The organism is Pseudomonas asgharzadehiana (assembly GCF_019139815.1).
In the GTDB taxonomy this organism is placed as follows: Bacteria; Pseudomonadota; Gammaproteobacteria; order Pseudomonadales; family Pseudomonadaceae; genus Aquipseudomonas; species Aquipseudomonas asgharzadehiana.
The window spans coordinates 6,024,142-6,039,858 of sequence record NZ_CP077079.1; the positions used below are offsets into that span (position 1 = coordinate 6,024,142).

Sequence of the window (15,717 nt, forward strand, 5' to 3'; positions counted from 1 at the left end):
CACCACCATCGGGAGCAAGCCCCCTCCCACATTCAGAACTGCGGCGTCCTGCAGATTGTATTCAGTTCCAGCCCGCCCGATCCATCAACCGAATCGCCTCGGCCTGGCGCTTACCCGCCACTTCCACCGGCAAGGTGTCCGCGACGAACTTGCCCCACGTGGCCACTTCGGCCGAAGGCGGCACTGCCGGGTTGGCCGGGAACTCCTGGTTCACGTCGGCAAAAATCTGTTGTGCTTCAGGCGTGGTCATCCATTCCACCAGCGCCTTGGCCGCTTGCGGGTGTGGCGCGTGCTTGGTCAGGCCGATGCCCGACAGGTTCACATGCACGCCACGGTCGCCCTGGTTCGGCCAGAACAGCTTCACCGCCAGGTCCGGCTTCTGCTTGTGCAAACGACCGTAGTAGTAGGTATTGACGATGCCCACGTCGCATTGCCCGGCGTTGATGGCTTCCAGCACGGCGATGTCATCGGAGAACACGTCAGTGGACAGGTTATTCACCCAACCCTTGACGATTGCTTCGGTCTTGGCCGCGCCGTGGGTTTCGATCAGGGTGGCGGTCAGCGATTGGTTGTAGACCTTCTTGGCAGTGCGCAGGCACAGGCGACCTTCCCATTGCTTGTCGGCCAGGGCTTCGTAGGTCGTCAGGTCTTCCGGCTTTACCCGGGCGGTGGAATAGGCGATGGTCCGCGCGCGCAGGCTCAAACCCGTCCAGGCGTGAGCGGATGAGCGGTATTGCAAGGGGATGTTTTTGTCGATCACCGGGGAGGTGAACGGTTGCAGGATGCCCATCTGCTCGGCTTGCCAGAGGTTGCCGGCATCCACGGTCAGCAGCAGGTCGGCGGTAGCGTTTTCGCCCTCGGCCTTGATGCGTTGCATCAACGGGGCTTCCTTGTCGGTGATGAACTTCACCTGCACACCGGTCTTCTGGGTGTAGGCGTCGAACACCGGCTTGATCAACTCGTCGATGCGCGAGGAGTAGACCACCACCTCGTCGGCTGCCCGCACGGCGCTGGTGCTGCCGATGAGGGTGAGTGCCAGGACAGTCAGGAGGCGCTTGGGTGCCAACATGGGTGCGGTCTCTCATTTGCAAAAAGAGAGCAAATGATAAGGACTCACATTTGGTAACGCTCAACGGAGGCGTTACCAGATGTTGCACAAACCCCTCAGGGCTTGGCGAGTTCCGGCAGATCGCCGGTCAAGCCCAAGGCTTGGCGCACAAACACCGCCTTGGCTTCGGGCATCTGGTCGACCATCTTCAAGCCGGCATTGCGCAGCCAGCGCAACGGCAGCTGATCGGCCTGGAACAACCGCTCGAAACCTTCCATCGCCGCCATCAGCGCCAGGTTGTGGGGCATACGCCTGCGTTCGTAACGGCTCAGCACTTTCACATCCGCCAGACGCTCAGCGCGTTCGGTCGCCGACAACAACACTTCGGCCAGCACCGCCGCATCAAGGAAACCCAGGTTCACGCCCTGCCCAGCCAACGGGTGGATCACATGAGCCGCATCGCCGATCAATGCCAGCCCCTCGGCCACGTAGCGTTTGGCGTGACGTTGACGCAACGGCACGCAAACCCGTGGGTCGGCATTGACGACCGTACCCAGGCGCCCTTCAAAAGCGCGCTCCAGTTCACGACAGAAGCTTGGGTCATCCAACGCCATCAGGCGTTCGGATTCAGCCGGCGTGGTCGACCAGACGATCGAACACCAATCCTCTTGCCCGTCCCGTTCCAGCGGCAAAAACGCCAGCGGGCCGGTATCGGTAAAGCGTTGCCAGGCGGTGCGCTGGTGCGGCTGGCTGCTGCGCACGCTGGTGACGATGGCGTTATGCAGGTAGTCCCATTCACGGGTCGCCGTACCGGTGAGGCGGCGCACAGCGGAGTTGGCGCCGTCGGCGGCGACCACCAGCGGCGCGCGCAAGGTACGGCCATCGGCCAGGGTCAGCAGCCAGTCATCGCCGGAGCGACGCATTTGCTCCAGCCGCGCATTGGCCAGCAAACCCAGGTCGCAGTCGTGCAGGCGGTCAAGCAAGGCGTCCTGTACCACGCGGTTTTCGACGATATGCCCGAGTACTTCGGCGTGTACGCTGGCCGCCGAGAAGTGGATCTGCCCGGTGCCGCTGCCGTCCCACACTTGCATCTCGCCATAAGGGCTGGCGCGACGCGAGACGATGCCTTCCCATACGCCAAGGCGTTCGAGGATGCGCTGGCTGGCCGCCGACAAGGCGCTCACACGGGGTTCGAAGGCCGCATCCCGGTCGAACGGTTTGACACTCAGCGGGCTGCCGTCGAGCAGCAGCACCTGCAGGCCGCTGCCCTGCAACGCCAGCGCCAGGGCGCTTCCGACCATTCCGGCCCCGACAATCAGCACATCTGCGCGCATGTCCATGCTTTAAGCCTGTCTCGCTGGCGGCTTGCGCCGCACGTAAAGGGTTTTGTCGACACGCGCCACCAGCGTGCCGGCGCCGTCATGAATCTGGACCTTGAGGTGCGGCAAATACCTCTCGCCGCCTTCGGTCTGCCGACGCACTTCATCCAACAACGCATCGTCGATAAAAAATTCGGCGTACACCGGGCCTTTGCCCGGCGAAATAAAGTCGATGCTCGCGGCCTTGTCCCACACGATGTAGTCGCGGCCCAGGTTCTCCATCAGCATCAGCATGTAGAACGGGTCGACCATCGAGTACAGGCTGCCGCCGAACTGCGTGCCGACGTAATTACGGTTGTACCAGCCCAGGCCCATGCGCACTTTGACGTGACGAAAATCAGCGCTCATGTGCTGCACGCTGACCCCGGCCCCCAGGTACGGCGGGTACAGGGTCATGACCCAGCGCAACAGCCGCGCCTTGCCCAGCCGTTCGATCAGCCACTTAAGCATCGGGACGCGTACCCAGGCCCATGGCCTGACGGGCGAACCAGCGCTTGGCCGGCGGCAACAGGTCCAGGCCCAGCAGGCCCATATTGCGACCCAATGCCACCAACGGTTGCGCGCTGCCGAACAGGCGCGTGACTTGGTCGGAGAAACCCACGGTCAACTTCTGGTCCAGGCGTTGGCGCTCGCGATAAGCCTGCAATGTGGCCAGGTCGCCCGGCACCGCCGGCCCGGCCAGCAGGGCTTCGGCCAAAGCGTTCGCATCGCGCAGGGACAGGTTGAACCCCTGCCCGGCAATCGGGTGCAGGCTGTGGGCGGCATTGCCGAGGATCGCCAGGTGCGAGCGTACTTGCTCTTCGGCTTCTACCAAGGTCAGCGGATACAGATGTCGCGCGCCGACTTGTTTCAACGTGCCCAGGCGGTAACCGAACACGCCCTGCAATTCATTCAGGAAACTGCGCTCGTCGAGGGCCGCCAGGCGCTGGGCGTCCATGCCGATGCGGGTCCAGACCAGCGCGCAGCGGTTGTCCGGCAGCGGCAGCAAGGCCATCGGGCCTTCATCGGTAAAGCGCTCGAAGGCTTCGCCGTTGTGGGACTCGCTTGGGGTGATGTTGGCGATCAGCGCGCTTTGGTTGTACGGCCGGGTTTTCACGCCGATGCCCAATTGCTCGCGCAAGCCGGAGCGGCCGCCATCGGCGAGTACCGCAAGGTCGCATTCGAGTACGGTTTCATCGTTGAGGGTCAGGCGATAGCCATCGGGCAGCGGCTCCATGCGCGCGACTTCCGCCGGGCAGCGCCAACTCACCACGTCTTTGTCCAGGCCTTGCCACAGGCACTGGCCGAGCCAGGCGTTTTCTACCACATAGCCCAGCGCCGGCACGCCCTCCTCCATGGCAGACAAGCGCGCGGTGGAGAAGCGGCCTTTGTCCGATACGTGAATTTGCTTGATCGGCTCGGCGCGCGGGGAGATAGCCTGCCACACACCCAGGCGCTGATAAATCTGGCGGGCGCCAAACGACAACGCCGACGAGCGTGCGTCGTAGCTGGGTTGGTAGCTGTCACCCGGTGCGAACGGTTCGATCAGCACAATCTTCCAACCCCGGGCCTTGGCCCCGGCCTGCAACGCCAGCGCCAGGCTGGCGCCCACCAGGCCGCCGCCGATGATCGCCAGGTTGACCCGGCTCATCGTGCAGCCGCCATCAGGGCTTCGATCTCGGCGACGGTCTTGGGCACGCCGCCGGTCAGGATTTCACAGCCTTGCTTGGTCACTACCACGTCATCCTCGATGCGCACGCCAATGCCCCGCCATTTCTTTGCCACGTTCTGGTTGTCCGCAGAAATATAGATGCCCGGCTCCACGGTGAGTGCCATACCGGCTTCCAACACGCGCCATTCGCCGCCCACTTTGTATTCGCCCACATCGTGTACATCCATGCCCAGCCAGTGGCCGGCGCGGTGCATGTAGAAGGGTTTGTAGGCTTCGTCGGCGATCAGTTGGTCGACGTCCCCCTGCAGCAACCCCAGCTTCACCAACCCGGCGGTGATGACCTGCACCGTCGCCTCATGGGCCTGGTTCCAGTGTTTGTTCGGTGCGATCTGCATGAAGGCGGCCTCTTGCGAGGCCAGCACAATCTCGTAGATCGCTTTCTGTTCAGGTGAAAACTTGCCATTGACCGGCCAGGTGCGGGTGATGTCGCTGGCGTAGCAGTCGATCTCGCAACCGGCGTCGATCAGCACCAGGTCGCCGTCCTTGAGCGGTGCGTCATTCTGTTGGTAGTGCAGGATGCAGCTGTTGCGCCCGGCGGCGACGATGGAGCCATAGGCGGGCATTTTCGCGCCGCCCTTGCGGAATTCGTAATCCAGCTCGGCTTCCAGGCTGAACTCATGCAAACCGGCGCGGCTGGCCTGCATCGCCTTGACGTGGGCCGCACAGGAAATCCGCGCGGCCTCGCGCATCACTTTCACTTCCGCCGCCGATTTATACAGGCGCATGTCGTGCAGCAGATGATCCAGGGCAACGAATTCGTTCGGCGGTTGCGCCCCCAGGTGGGCCTTGGAGCGGATCACGTTGATCCACTCCATGAGGTGGCGATCGAATTCGGCGTTGCTGCCCATGGCCGAGTACACCCGGTCGCGGCCTTCGATCAGGCCGGGCAGGATGTCGTCGATATCGGTGATGGGGAAGGCATCGTCAGCGCCAAAATCGCGGATAGCGCCTTCGGTACCGGCGCGCAGGCCATCCCACAGTTCGCGTTCGGCGTTGCGTTCACGGCAGAAAAGCACGTACTCGCCATGCTGGCGCCCGGGCATCAGCACGATCACCGCTTCCGGTTCGGGGAAGCCGCTCAGGTACTGGAAGTCGCTGTCCTGGCGGTACACATGCTCGACATCGCGGTTGCGGATCGCCACGGCGGCGGCCGGCAGGATCGCGATGCTGTTGGGTTCCATCTGCGCCATGAGCGCCTTGCGGCGCCGGGTGTATTCCGCTTTGGGGATATGGATCATGGGCAGATGGGCTTCCTTTCTCAGTGCAGCGAAGGCTTGGGTGCGGCAGGCTCAGCGGACTTCTTGGTCTCGGTGAACAGCAGCAAGGGTGCGACGCGCAGGTATTCCATGACTTCCATGTAGTCGCCTTCACCGTCTTCGGACTCTTCCAGGGCATCTTGCACTTGGGAGATAGCGGCCAGGTCCTGCAGCACTTCCTTGGCGTCGGTGCTCAGCTCCAGGCCGCCGGCGTTCACGCCGAAACCATGGAGGAAGCCCTGGCACCATTGGCCCAGTGCGGCGGCGCGTTCGGTGAGCGGCGCGTCGTCGGTCGGCAGCAGCAAGACCACGGTGACGTCATCACCGGTCAGCTCGCCCTTGACCATCTCTTGCAGGCCGATCAGCGCGTTACGCACGTTGTCGGTCGGTTCGGTTTCCAGCAGCTCGGCCACATCGGCCAGCCAGTTGTCGGCATCGAAGCCGACACCGGTGCAACTGCGGCCCAACAACACGCCGTGCAGTTCGGCAGGCGAGCATGGATGGCCGCTGGTGCTCAGCAGTTTGGAAAAAGCATCGTACGGGGAGTTCTGAATGGGCATGGTGAGCTAGGCGCCAGACGGCGCAATGTCTAGAATGGAGCGCTGTATCCTAGCACCGGCAGACGTACCAAGACTATCGAGGGCGTCAGATCGTTTATCCTGCAGTTGCCATTCATCAGACAAAATCCAGTGGAACCCAATGGAAGACACCGACCTGCAAGCGCTGATGGCCAGACTCGAATTGCTAATTACTCGGGTCGAGCAACTTAAGAGTCAAAACGGACTCCTATTAGCTCAGGAAAAGACCTGGCGCGAGGAACGCGCTCACCTCATTGAAAAAAACGAAATCGCTCGGCGTAAGGTCGAATCGATGATTTCGCGCCTGAAGGCCCTGGAGCAAGACTCATGAGTTCAAGCAATAGCGTCACCGTGCAGATTCTCGACAAAGAATATTCGATCATCTGCCCCCAGGAAGAGCGTAACAACCTGGTGAGCGCCGCCCGCTACCTGGATGGCAAGATGCGTGAGATCCGCAGCAGCGGCAAAGTGATCGGCGCCGACCGTATTGCCGTGATGGCCGCGCTGAACATTACCCACGACCTGCTGCATAAGCAGGAACGCCCGGATGTACAGGCCAACGGTTCGACCCGCGAGCAAGTGCGTGACCTGCTTGAACGCGTGGATCTGGTGCTGTCCAGCGATTCGGACGCACCCAAGGGCTGATTGCTGCCGGTGTTTAAGGTATACTCGCCCCACTCCCTGGCGTGTTTGCCAGTCGGCGATGTCCCTGAGCCGATTCGCACTACCCTGGAAGTTGCACGTTGGGCTGGTGTGCATGTCCGCTAGACGGAAAGCCTTAAAGCCTACTGCATCTTCCACCTTGAACTTTCGGGTTCAAGGGCTAAGTCGACAGCGGCTCTGTCGGGGAGCCTGAATTCCCAAACTCAATGCCAGTCTCCGGACTGGCATTGTTTTATGAGCCCAAACCCCATGACCGAACCTGCGCCGCTTTCACGTCCGCACCTTCGACGCATGTTGCGCAAGGCCCGCCGCGCCCTCACGCCGAGCGAGCAGCGCAAGGCCGCCCATGGCCTGTATCGGCAACTGGCACAGCACCCGCTGTTTCGCCGGGCCAAGCATATTTCCCTGTATCTGCCGACGGACGGTGAAATCGATCCGCGCCTGTTGCTGGGTGCCGCCCAGCGCCGAGGCAAGGCTACCTATCTGCCGGTACTGAGCGCCTGGCCGCGAACCAAGATGGTGTTCCAGCGCGTGCGGCCTGGGGAAAAGCTGCTGCCCAATCGCTTTCGCATTCTGGAACCACGGGGCAATGCCAAATGCCAACGCCAGGTATGGGCGCTCGACTTGGTATTGCTGCCATTGGTGGGGTTCGATGAAAGCGGTGGGCGCCTGGGCATGGGCGGCGGTTTCTATGACCGCAGCCTGGCCTACCTGGCGCGCCGTCAACGCTGGCGCAAGCCGACGCTATTGGGCCTGGCCCATGAATGTCAGAAGGTCAATCGATTGGCACAGGCCAGTTGGGATGTGCCGCTGGCGGGCACCGTCACCGATAAGCGGTGGTATGTGGCACAAACGCCGCTGGAAGCAGCGGCGTCTTGAGTAAGGGTTAACGCTTGAACGGTTGCGACTGCTGTTGAGTCAGCTCCACCGGTGCATCGGTCTTGTTCGACCACAAGCTTTGCGCATACCCGGTGGTCACGACGCCCAGACCAAACAAAATCACCAAAATCCATAGTAAATCCGGTTTACGTTGCATCGATTGCCCCCCTTCAGGCACCTCGTACACGATGACAACAACGTTCCAAAGTAGTCCGTTGCAGCTGCGTCAAGCTTAAAATCCCGGCATTCTGCGATAACGTGAACCAACACGCAAACCTTGACGCCAACCGACTGTCGGTTTGTCATCAAATTGCCAGACAACTTGCCCACTGCCTTTTTCAGGAGCCCAAAAATGGCCTACTGGCTGATGAAATCCGAGCCCGAGGAACTCTCTATCAACGGCTTGGAAACCCTCGGCGAAGCCCGCTGGGATGGGGTGCGCAATTACCAGGCGCGCAACTTTCTACGGGCCATGGCCGTGGGTGACGAGTTCTTCTTCTACCATTCCAGCTGCCCTGAGCCGGGTATTGCCGGCATCGGCAAAATCGTCAAGGCAGCCTACCCGGACCCAACCGCGCTGGAGCCGGACAGCCATTATTTCGACGCCAAGGCCACCGCGCAGAAAAACCCCTGGAGCGCGATCACCGTCGCGCATGTCCAGACGTTTCCCCGAGTGCTGGGCCTGGGTTACCTGAAACAGCAAACCGCCCTCGCCGAGTTGCCCCTGGTGCAAAAAGGCAGCCGGCTGTCGGTGATGGCCGTGACGCCCGAGCAATGGGCCGCCGTGATCAACCTGCTTTAGCTGACCGGCATCAAGCCCTGCTCGGGGCAAACCGCTCAAACTAGGACGCTAATGCCGCAGGAAGCCGCCATGTCGACGAACCATCACACCTCCCGCGTTTTCGCCATCGCCTTGATCGCCCTGTTGCTGGGCGCCGGCGGCTTTGGTTATTGGCGTTCCATCCAGGACCGCCTGCCCCCTGGCCTGAGCATGGGCAATGGCCGTCTGGAATCGACCGAAGTGCAGATCGCCGCCAAGATCCCCGGGCGTCTGGCCGACGTGCGGGTGGATGAAGGCGACAAGGTACTCAAGGGCCAACTGCTTGCGCGCATGGACACCCGCACCCTGGAGGCCCAACGCGCCCAGGCCGAAGCCGAAGTGCTGCGCGCCAAGGAAAACTTCTCCGCCGCCCAAGCCAATGTGCAACTGCGCCAAAGCGAACAACTGCTGGCCAGCCAGGAACTCAAGCGCACCCAAGAGCTGTACAAGCGCGGCTTCGCCAGCAGCCAATTGATCGACCAGCAGCAAGCGCGCCAAAACACCGGCAACGCCGCCGTGATTGCTGCCCAAGCCCAGGTCAATTCGGTCAAGGCCGCCATCGGTGCCGCCCAGGCCCAGGTCGCCCAGCTCACCAGTGAAATCGACGACAGCAGCCTGCGCGCGCCCATCGACGGCGTTATCCAGCTGCGCCTGGCCGAACCCGGCGAAGTGCTCGGCGCGGGTGGACGCGTGTTGCTGCTCATCGACCCAAATGATCAGTACATGAACCTTTACCTGCCCGCCTCCGTCACGGGCCGCCTGACCGTCGGCAGTGACGCGCGGATTCTGCTCGATGCCCTGCCCGACCAGCCGCTGCCGGCGAAAATCAGTTTTGTCGCCGCCAAATCGCAATTCACCCCCAAGGAAGTGGAAACCCGCGATGAACGCCAAAAACTGGTATTTCGCGTCAAACTGCGCCTGACCCAACCCAGCGCCGTACCCCAGGCCAAGCCCGGCATGCCGGGTGCCGGCTACGTGCGCACCGCCGACATCGATTGGCCGGCCAACCTGCAATGACCGGCCTGGCGCTGCACGCCACGGGCATCCAGCACCGTTACGGCCAACAACAGGCGCTGCTCGACATCGCGTTCAGCCTGCCCGCCGGCACACGCTGCGGGCTGATCGGCCCGGACGGGGCGGGCAAATCAACCCTGCTGGGGCTGATCGCCGGGGTCAAAAAGCTTCAGACAGGGCAACTGGAGGTGCTCGGCGGCGCCATTGACGACCGACGACACCGCAACAACCTTTACCCGCGCATTGCTTTTATGCCTCAGGGCCTGGGCGGCAATCTATATCCCGAATTGTCGATCAGCGAGAACATCCGCTTCTTCGCCACCCTGTTCGGCTTGTCTACAGCCGACTGCAACCAGCGCATGCACAACCTGCTGCTGGCCACCGACCTGGCGCGCTTTGCCGAGCGCCCGGCGGGCAAACTCTCGGGCGGCATGAAGCAAAAACTCGGCCTGTGCTGCGCGCTGATCCACGACCCGGACTTGCTGATCCTCGACGAACCCACCACCGGCGTCGACCCGCTGTCGCGTCGTCGCTTCTGGGAGTTGGTCGACACCGTACGCAGTGGGCGCCCGCAACTGACACTGCTGGTGGCCACGGCCTACATGGAGGAAGCCGAGCAGTTCGAACATTGCCTGATGCTCGACCGCGGCAAACTGATCGCCGACGGCCTCAGCCACGAACTGGCGGCAGTGACGCCCAGCGGCAAACTGGACGAAGCCTTCACCCACTTTCAGGGCGACAGCGCGCATGGCAACCAGCCATTGGTGATACCGCCGCGCGTAGGCGCCAGCAGCGATATCGCTATCCAAGCGCATGACTTGACGCTGCGTTTCGGTGATTTTACGGCGGTGAACAAGGTCAGCTTTGCCATCGGCCGGGGTGAGATTTTCGGTTTCCTCGGTTCCAACGGCTGCGGCAAGACCACCACCATGAAAGTCCTCACCGGGCTGATGCCCGCCACCGAAGGCCGTGCGACGCTGCTGGGCAACCCAGTGAACGCCAAGGACCTGGCCACCCGTAAACGCGTGGGCTTCATGTCACAGAGTTTCTCGCTGTATGGCGAACTCAGCGTGCGCCAGAACCTGATATTGCACGCGCAACTGTTCGACCTGCCCAAGGCCGACAGCGGCCCGCGCATTGATGAATTGATCCAGCGTTTTGACCTTGGCGCGGTGGCCGAGCAACCCTCCAGCGAATTGCCCCTGGGCTTGCGCCAACGCCTGTCCCTGGCGGTCGCCGTGCTGCATCGCCCGGAAGTGCTGATCCTTGATGAGCCCACATCGGGTGTCGACCCAGCGGCGCGGGATGATTTCTGGCGGCTGCTGGTCCAATTGTCGCGCGAGCAAGGGGTGACCATTTTCCTGTCCACCCATTTCATGAACGAAGCCCAGCGCTGCGACCGCATCTCGTTGATGCATGCGGGCAAGGTACTGGCCTGCGATACCCCTGATGCCTTGCAGCGGCAGTTCCATGGCGACACCTTGGAAGCCGCGTTCGTGACGTGCCTGGAACAGGCTCAAGGCGAACCCGGCCCCAAACCCACGGCGCCAGCCGACACCGTCAGCGAAACAGGCCCACCGCCCATCAGCAAACACGGCTTGCGCCTGTCTCGACTACTGGCTGTGGCCAGCCGCGAAGGCAAAGAGTTGCTGCGCGACAAAGTGCGCATGGCCTTCGCCCTGCTCGGGGCGATGTTCATGATGGTGATCTTCGGCTACGGCATTTCCCTGGACGTGGAAAACCTCGCCTTCGCCGTCTACGACCAAGACCAGACTCCGCAGAGCCGCGCCTACCTGGAGGCCTTTCGCAGCTCGCGCTACTTCGCCGAGCAAGCGCCGATCCAAGACGCCAAAGAATTACACCGGCGCCTGCAGCGCTCGGAAATCAAACTGGCCCTGGAGATCCCGCCGGGGTTTGGCCGCGACCTTTATGCCGGGCGCCAACCCACGGTCGCCGCCTGGCTCGACGGTGGCATGCCGTTTCGCGCAGAAACCAGCCGCAACTATGTAGAAGCCGTGCATCAGGGCAACCTGCAGCAACTGGCCGAACTGAGCAGCCTGCCGCGCAGCACCCAAACCGGCGCCAAGCTGCAGACCCGCTTTCGCTATAACCAGGACGTGGTCAGTGTGAACGCCATCGGCCCCGGCGTGATGGCGCTGATCCTGGCGTTTATCCCGGCGATGCTCACCGCCTTGGGCATCGTGCGCGAGAAAGAACTGGGCTCGATCACCAACTTTTACGCCACGCCGCTGACGCGCCTGGAATTCCTGCTGGGCAAACAAGCGCCGTACCTGGCCGTGAGCCTGGTCAACCTGGCGCTGCTGGTGGCGATGAACCGGTGGCTATTGGGTGTGCCATTCAAGGGCAGCGGCCTGACGCTTGCGTTTGGCGGCCTGCTCTATGTGTTGGCCACCACCAGCATGGGCCTGCTGATTTCCGCGTTCACCCGCACGCAGATCGCGGCCATCCTCGGCACCATGATCATCACCAGCCTGCCGACCATCCAGTTTTCCGGGCTGATCGTGCCGCGCTCCTCGCTGGAGGGCGCGGCCGCGCTGATGGGCACGCTGTTTCCGGCCGGGCACTTCCTGGATATCGCGGTGGGTACCTTTACCAAGGCCCTGGACCTGCGCCAACTGTGGCCGCAGTGCCTGGCGCTGTTCGGGTTTTTCGTCGGGTTCACCGGGCTGAGCCTGGTCATGCTCAAGAAGCAGGAGGTGTGATGCATAAGTTCACGCACATCCTGCGCCTGGGGATCAAGGAACTCACCAGCCTGCGCCACGACAGCGTGCTGCTGCTGTTTCTGTTCTACGCCTTCACCGTCGCCATCTACATGCCCGCCGCCGGCTCAGTGATTGGCGTGCACAACGCCAGCGTGGCGTTTGTCGATGAGGATCACAGCGCGCTCTCACGACAGATGGCCGAGGCCCTGCAACCGCCGGAATTCCACCCACCGGTGCCCCTGGCCTATGACCAATTGGACAAGGTGATGGACAGTGGCCAGTACACCTTTGTGGTCAATGTGCCAGCCAACTTCCAGGCCGACCTACTGGCAGGCCGCGAGCCGGGCGTGCAGGTGAACGTGGATGCCACGGCCATGAGCCAGGCCTTCATGGGCGCCGGCTACATCGGGCGCATCTTCCAGCGCGAGTGGCTTGACTACAGCGGCCAGGCCGACGCCGCCAGGCAGTCCCCGGCACGGCTGACCACCCGCGCGTTATTCAATACCAACCTGGAAGGCGGCTGGTTCCTGGCGGTGATCCAGATCGTCAACAACATCACCATCCTCGCCATCGTACTCACCGGCACCGCACTGTTGCGTGAGCGCGAACACGGCACCCTCGATCACCTGCTGGTGCTACCGCTGACCGCGCTGGAAATCATGCTGGCAAAAATCTGGAGCAACATGCTGGTGGTGGTGCTGTGCACCTGGGTGTCGCTGGAGGTGGTGGTCAAAGGTTTGCTTGGCGTGCCGCTGGCCGGGTCGCTGAGCCTGTTTTTGCTGGTGACCGCGCTGTATCTGTTTGCCAGCACCGCCTTGGGGATCTTCCTCGCCACCCTCGCCCGCTCGACGCCGCAATTCGGCTTGCTGGCGATCCCGGTGATCATCCCCATGCTGCTGCTCTCCGGCGGCAGTACGCCGCTGGACAGCATGCCCGAATGGTTGCAGTGGGTGATGCAGGGCTCGCCGTCGACGCATTTTGTGAGCCTGAGCGCGGCGATTCTGTTCCGGGATGCGGGCGTCAGCGTGGTGTGGCCGGATTTGCTGGCGCTGGCCGCGATTGGCTTGCTGTTTTTTGCCGTGGCACTGGCCAGGTTCCGCAAAAGCCTGGCGTCCTGATCGGGTAACACCTGGTCGCATACCTGTCCGAACGGCTAGTCGTCACCCGGCGCAGGCTTTGGCAGAATCCGGGGCTCGCTCATGCCCAAGGACCTTCGCGTGTCCCAGTTCGCCAGCACCTACAAACCGGCCATCGATGGCCTGCGGGCCATTGCGGTTCTCAGCGTCATCGTCTTCCACTTGGACGTGTTCAGCCTGTTGCCCGGCGGTTTTACCGGCGTAGATATGTTCTTCGTGATTTCCGGGTATGTGATCAGCCAGTCGCTATGGGAGCGCCGCGACCTGAGCTTGGGCCGTTACCTGGCGGACTTCTACCGGCGCCGATTGCTACGCATCATGCCCGCATTGCTGACCGTGCTGTGTGTGAGTGTTGTGCTTAGCGCGATGTTCATGCCGCAATACTGGCTCAGCGAGCTGATCAATCGCACGGGCCTGGCGGCCTTTTTTGGCCTGAGCAATCTGGTGCTGGCCTGGAACACCGACACCTACTTCTCGCCCAGCGCCGAACTCAACCCCTACCTGCATACCTGGTCACTGGGGGTTGAGGAACAGTTCTATGTGATATTCCCCGCGCTGTTCTTTATATGGCTGCGTTATCGGCAACGGGTCGGGTTTGCCTGGGCAGTGCTGCCGCTGTTGGCGATTGCCTCGATGATCATCGGCGCGTATCAGGTAAAGGTCGCGCCGCTGTCGGCGTTTTACCTGTTGCCTGGGCGCTTCTGGGAGCTGGCCGCCGGCGCCATCCTGTTTCAAGCCATCGGCACCCGCGATGTCACGCCCCGCCTCAATCGGCTGGCCCCTGCCCTGTTGATCGGTGGCCTGGGCTTGGTGATGGTCGGTTTCCTGTTCGCCCAACCCCGGCAGTTTCCCTACCCCTGGGCCATGGTCACCGTGGCCGGCTCGCTGTTAATGATCGCGGGGATCGTATTGCGCGCCGACAGCTCGCCCGGTGCGTTGCAGCGCGTGCTGCAAACTCCATTGGCGACGTATATCGGCCGGCTGTCCTATTCGCTGTACCTGTGGCACTGGCCGGTCGCGGTGTTCCTGCGCTGGACCGTCGGGATGGAGCTGCTGATCGTGCAGTGGCTCTACCCGGTGCTGGTGGCGCTGCTTGCGGCAGCGTCCTATCACTGGATAGAAACACCGATCCGTAGCGGCCACTCGGCGGTGCAACGCAAGGCGGGGTTCACGTTTGCGGCCGGTTTGAGTGTCACCGGCCTGATGTGGCTGGGCGCGCTGTGGGTGTCGGTCAACCCATCGACGCTGTCACTCAGCCAGACCCGCGATACCTATACCTGGTACGCCTACAAACATTATCCCCAGGAAGATTTTGCCCGCCTCGACGACCCACGCCTGAAGGGACGGCAATTGTTCGTCATGGGGGATTCGCATACCGCGGCCTACCGCACCTTGCTCAAGCTCGTCTCGCTCAAACTGGGGGTAACCGTGACGGAGTACGAACAAGGCGGTTGCGGCGTCGTCAGCCTGATCGGCCCGGACCCTGCACATTGCGCGGCGTTGCGAGAAGCCCAACTCCAGGAGATCTTGGCCCGCGCCAAGCCGGGCGACGTGGTATTCCTCGCCTCGCTGCGCATGCCGGAGCTGGCCGGACGGGCGTGGCGCGAAGGTGAGGCCGCCATGGTCGATGACGCTTTGGGCGAACTGACGGCCGATAACATTGAAGCGGCGCGATTGGCCGCCGACGCGCTGTTAAGCCGTTTGCAGAACGCGCAGCTGACTGTGCTGATCGATGCGCCCAAGCCGCTGTTCAAGGCCGCGCCCAACCGCTGCTCGGATGCGTTCAACCGCATGAACCCCGTCTGCGCGCCTGGCCTGACGATGGCGCGGGACCAACTTGAACGGCTCCGCGCGCCGCAAATGGCGTTGTTGCAACAGCTGCAGGCAAGCTATCCGGCGTTGCACGCCTGGGATCCGCTACCGCTGCTGTGCCCCGGCCCGATCTGCTCGGCCTATGACGCAAACGCCAAGCCATTGTTTTTTGACTCAAACCACCTCAGCGGCCACGGCAACCGCGTGCTCGAGCCATCCTTCAGCGCAGCGTTGCTGAAGATCTGGGGTGTGACGCCGCCGGCTACTGAATGATCAGGTTGTTGAACAACAGGTCTTCCACTACCGGCTTGCCGGTTTCGTCGTTCATTACTTGCTGGGTTTGCTTGAGGGCTTCCTGACGCAGTTTCTCTTTGCCTTCGACAGTGCTCATAGCGTCGTTGGTCTGCTGGGTGAACAGCGCCACCAATTGGTTACGAATCAACGCGTCGTTGGCTTTGACGGCGGCGGCGGCTTCGGTACCGGTCACGCGCAAGGCGATATCGGCCTTGAACACCTTGAGTTTCGCCGTGCCGTCCAGGCCGTAGTTACCCACGAAAGGCGGGCTCAGGCTGATATAGCTGACCTTCGGCGCCTCGCCTTCTTTGGCTTCTTCGGCCTGGGCTGCCATCGGCAGGGTCAGGGCCAGCATCAACAGGATCCACGCTTTCACAGTTCATTCCTCGAATTCGGTTGCCGGG

General features: G+C 62.4%; 16 protein-coding genes and 1 other RNA gene. 9 read left to right on the forward strand and 8 right to left on the reverse strand.

The genetic code is table 11. The features are described from left to right. Positions 1–61: 61 nt before the first annotated feature. The 6 genes from KSS96_RS27460 to KSS96_RS27485 form a co-directional block, all read right to left on the reverse strand. Positions 62–1,069, reverse strand: a complete 1,008-nt coding sequence (locus KSS96_RS27460; RefSeq protein WP_065879285.1) for an extracellular solute-binding protein — start codon at positions 1,067–1,069, stop codon at positions 62–64. Between the two features lie 95 nt (positions 1,070–1,164). Continuing rightward, the gene (locus KSS96_RS27465; RefSeq protein ID WP_175404223.1) at positions 1,165–2,382 is read right to left on the reverse strand and encodes a 2-octaprenyl-3-methyl-6-methoxy-1,4-benzoquinol hydroxylase; all 1,218 of its coding nucleotides are present in this window, start codon (positions 2,380–2,382) and stop codon (positions 1,165–1,167) included. Between the two features lie 9 nt (positions 2,383–2,391). Continuing rightward, a complete protein-coding gene (locus KSS96_RS27470) occupies positions 2,392–2,877 on the reverse strand; it encodes a DUF4442 domain-containing protein (RefSeq protein WP_017530879.1) in 486 nt (161 codons plus the stop codon). Further along, the gene (gene ubiH / locus KSS96_RS27475; RefSeq protein WP_017530878.1) at positions 2,870–4,057 is read right to left on the reverse strand and encodes a 2-octaprenyl-6-methoxyphenyl hydroxylase; all 1,188 of its coding nucleotides are present in this window, start codon (positions 4,055–4,057) and stop codon (positions 2,870–2,872) included. Before ubiH ends, KSS96_RS27470 begins: the two co-directional genes overlap by 8 nt. After that, the gene (pepP, locus tag KSS96_RS27480) at positions 4,054–5,376 is read right to left on the reverse strand and encodes a Xaa-Pro aminopeptidase (protein WP_017530877.1); all 1,323 of its coding nucleotides are present in this window, start codon (positions 5,374–5,376) and stop codon (positions 4,054–4,056) included. Before pepP ends, ubiH begins: the two co-directional genes overlap by 4 nt. A gap of 20 nt (positions 5,377–5,396) precedes the next feature. After that, entirely contained in the window at positions 5,397–5,954 is a 558-nt protein-coding gene (locus KSS96_RS27485; protein WP_015886444.1) for a YecA/YgfB family protein, read from the reverse strand. A 139-nt stretch (positions 5,955–6,093) separates the two neighbouring features. Between KSS96_RS27485 and KSS96_RS27490 the strand changes: the two genes are divergently transcribed. The 4 genes from KSS96_RS27490 (at position 6,094) to KSS96_RS27505 (ending at position 7,514) form a co-directional block, all read left to right on the forward strand. Next, complete coding sequence (locus tag KSS96_RS27490; protein ID WP_007982902.1) at positions 6,094–6,303, forward strand: TIGR02449 family protein; 210 nt, start codon at positions 6,094–6,096, stop codon at positions 6,301–6,303. Continuing rightward, the gene (locus tag KSS96_RS27495; protein ID WP_017530875.1) at positions 6,300–6,617 is read left to right on the forward strand and encodes a cell division protein ZapA; all 318 of its coding nucleotides are present in this window, start codon (positions 6,300–6,302) and stop codon (positions 6,615–6,617) included. The genes KSS96_RS27490 and KSS96_RS27495 overlap by 4 nt, the downstream gene beginning before the upstream one ends. A 30-nt stretch (positions 6,618–6,647) precedes the next feature. Further along, a non-coding RNA gene (gene ssrS / locus KSS96_RS27500) (6S RNA) lies at positions 6,648–6,826 on the forward strand. A gap of 58 nt (positions 6,827–6,884) precedes the next feature. Then, the gene (locus tag KSS96_RS27505; RefSeq protein WP_068935511.1) at positions 6,885–7,514 is read left to right on the forward strand and encodes a 5-formyltetrahydrofolate cyclo-ligase; all 630 of its coding nucleotides are present in this window, start codon (positions 6,885–6,887) and stop codon (positions 7,512–7,514) included. Positions 7,515–7,521: 7 nt separating this feature from the next. Here KSS96_RS27505 and KSS96_RS27510 read toward each other — a convergent pair whose 3' ends face one another. After that, a complete protein-coding gene (locus KSS96_RS27510) occupies positions 7,522–7,671 on the reverse strand; it encodes a hypothetical protein (RefSeq protein WP_017253679.1) in 150 nt (49 codons plus the stop codon). 195 nt (positions 7,672–7,866) lie between these two features. Between KSS96_RS27510 and KSS96_RS27515 the strand changes: the two genes are divergently transcribed. The 5 genes from KSS96_RS27515 to KSS96_RS27535 all read left to right on the forward strand — a co-directional run bounded on the left by KSS96_RS27515 (position 7,867) and on the right by KSS96_RS27535 (position 15,292). Next, positions 7,867–8,316, forward strand: coding sequence for an EVE domain-containing protein (locus tag KSS96_RS27515; RefSeq protein WP_017530873.1), 450 nt, complete (start codon positions 7,867–7,869; stop codon positions 8,314–8,316). 69 nt (positions 8,317–8,385) lie between these two features. Next, positions 8,386–9,351 (forward strand): HlyD family secretion protein, encoded by a 966-nt coding sequence (locus KSS96_RS27520; RefSeq protein WP_026067501.1) that lies wholly within the window; start codon positions 8,386–8,388, stop codon positions 9,349–9,351. Next, complete coding sequence (gene rbbA / locus KSS96_RS27525) at positions 9,348–12,071, forward strand: ribosome-associated ATPase/putative transporter RbbA (protein ID WP_017530871.1); 2,724 nt, start codon at positions 9,348–9,350, stop codon at positions 12,069–12,071. Before KSS96_RS27520 ends, rbbA begins: the two co-directional genes overlap by 4 nt. Next, on the forward strand, positions 12,071–13,189 hold the full coding sequence (locus KSS96_RS27530; protein ID WP_017530870.1) for an ABC transporter permease: 1,119 nt from the start codon (positions 12,071–12,073) through the stop codon (positions 13,187–13,189). Before rbbA ends, KSS96_RS27530 begins: the two co-directional genes overlap by 1 nt. 81 nt (positions 13,190–13,270) lie before the next feature. Further along, on the forward strand, positions 13,271–15,292 hold the full coding sequence (locus KSS96_RS27535; protein WP_217855541.1) for an acyltransferase family protein: 2,022 nt from the start codon (positions 13,271–13,273) through the stop codon (positions 15,290–15,292). Here the strand turns inward: KSS96_RS27535 and KSS96_RS27540 are convergent. Continuing rightward, entirely contained in the window at positions 15,282–15,689 is a 408-nt protein-coding gene (locus KSS96_RS27540; RefSeq protein WP_017530868.1) for a flagellar basal body-associated protein FliL, read from the reverse strand. The genes KSS96_RS27535 and KSS96_RS27540 overlap by 11 nt on opposite strands. Positions 15,690–15,717 lie beyond the last annotated feature (28 nt).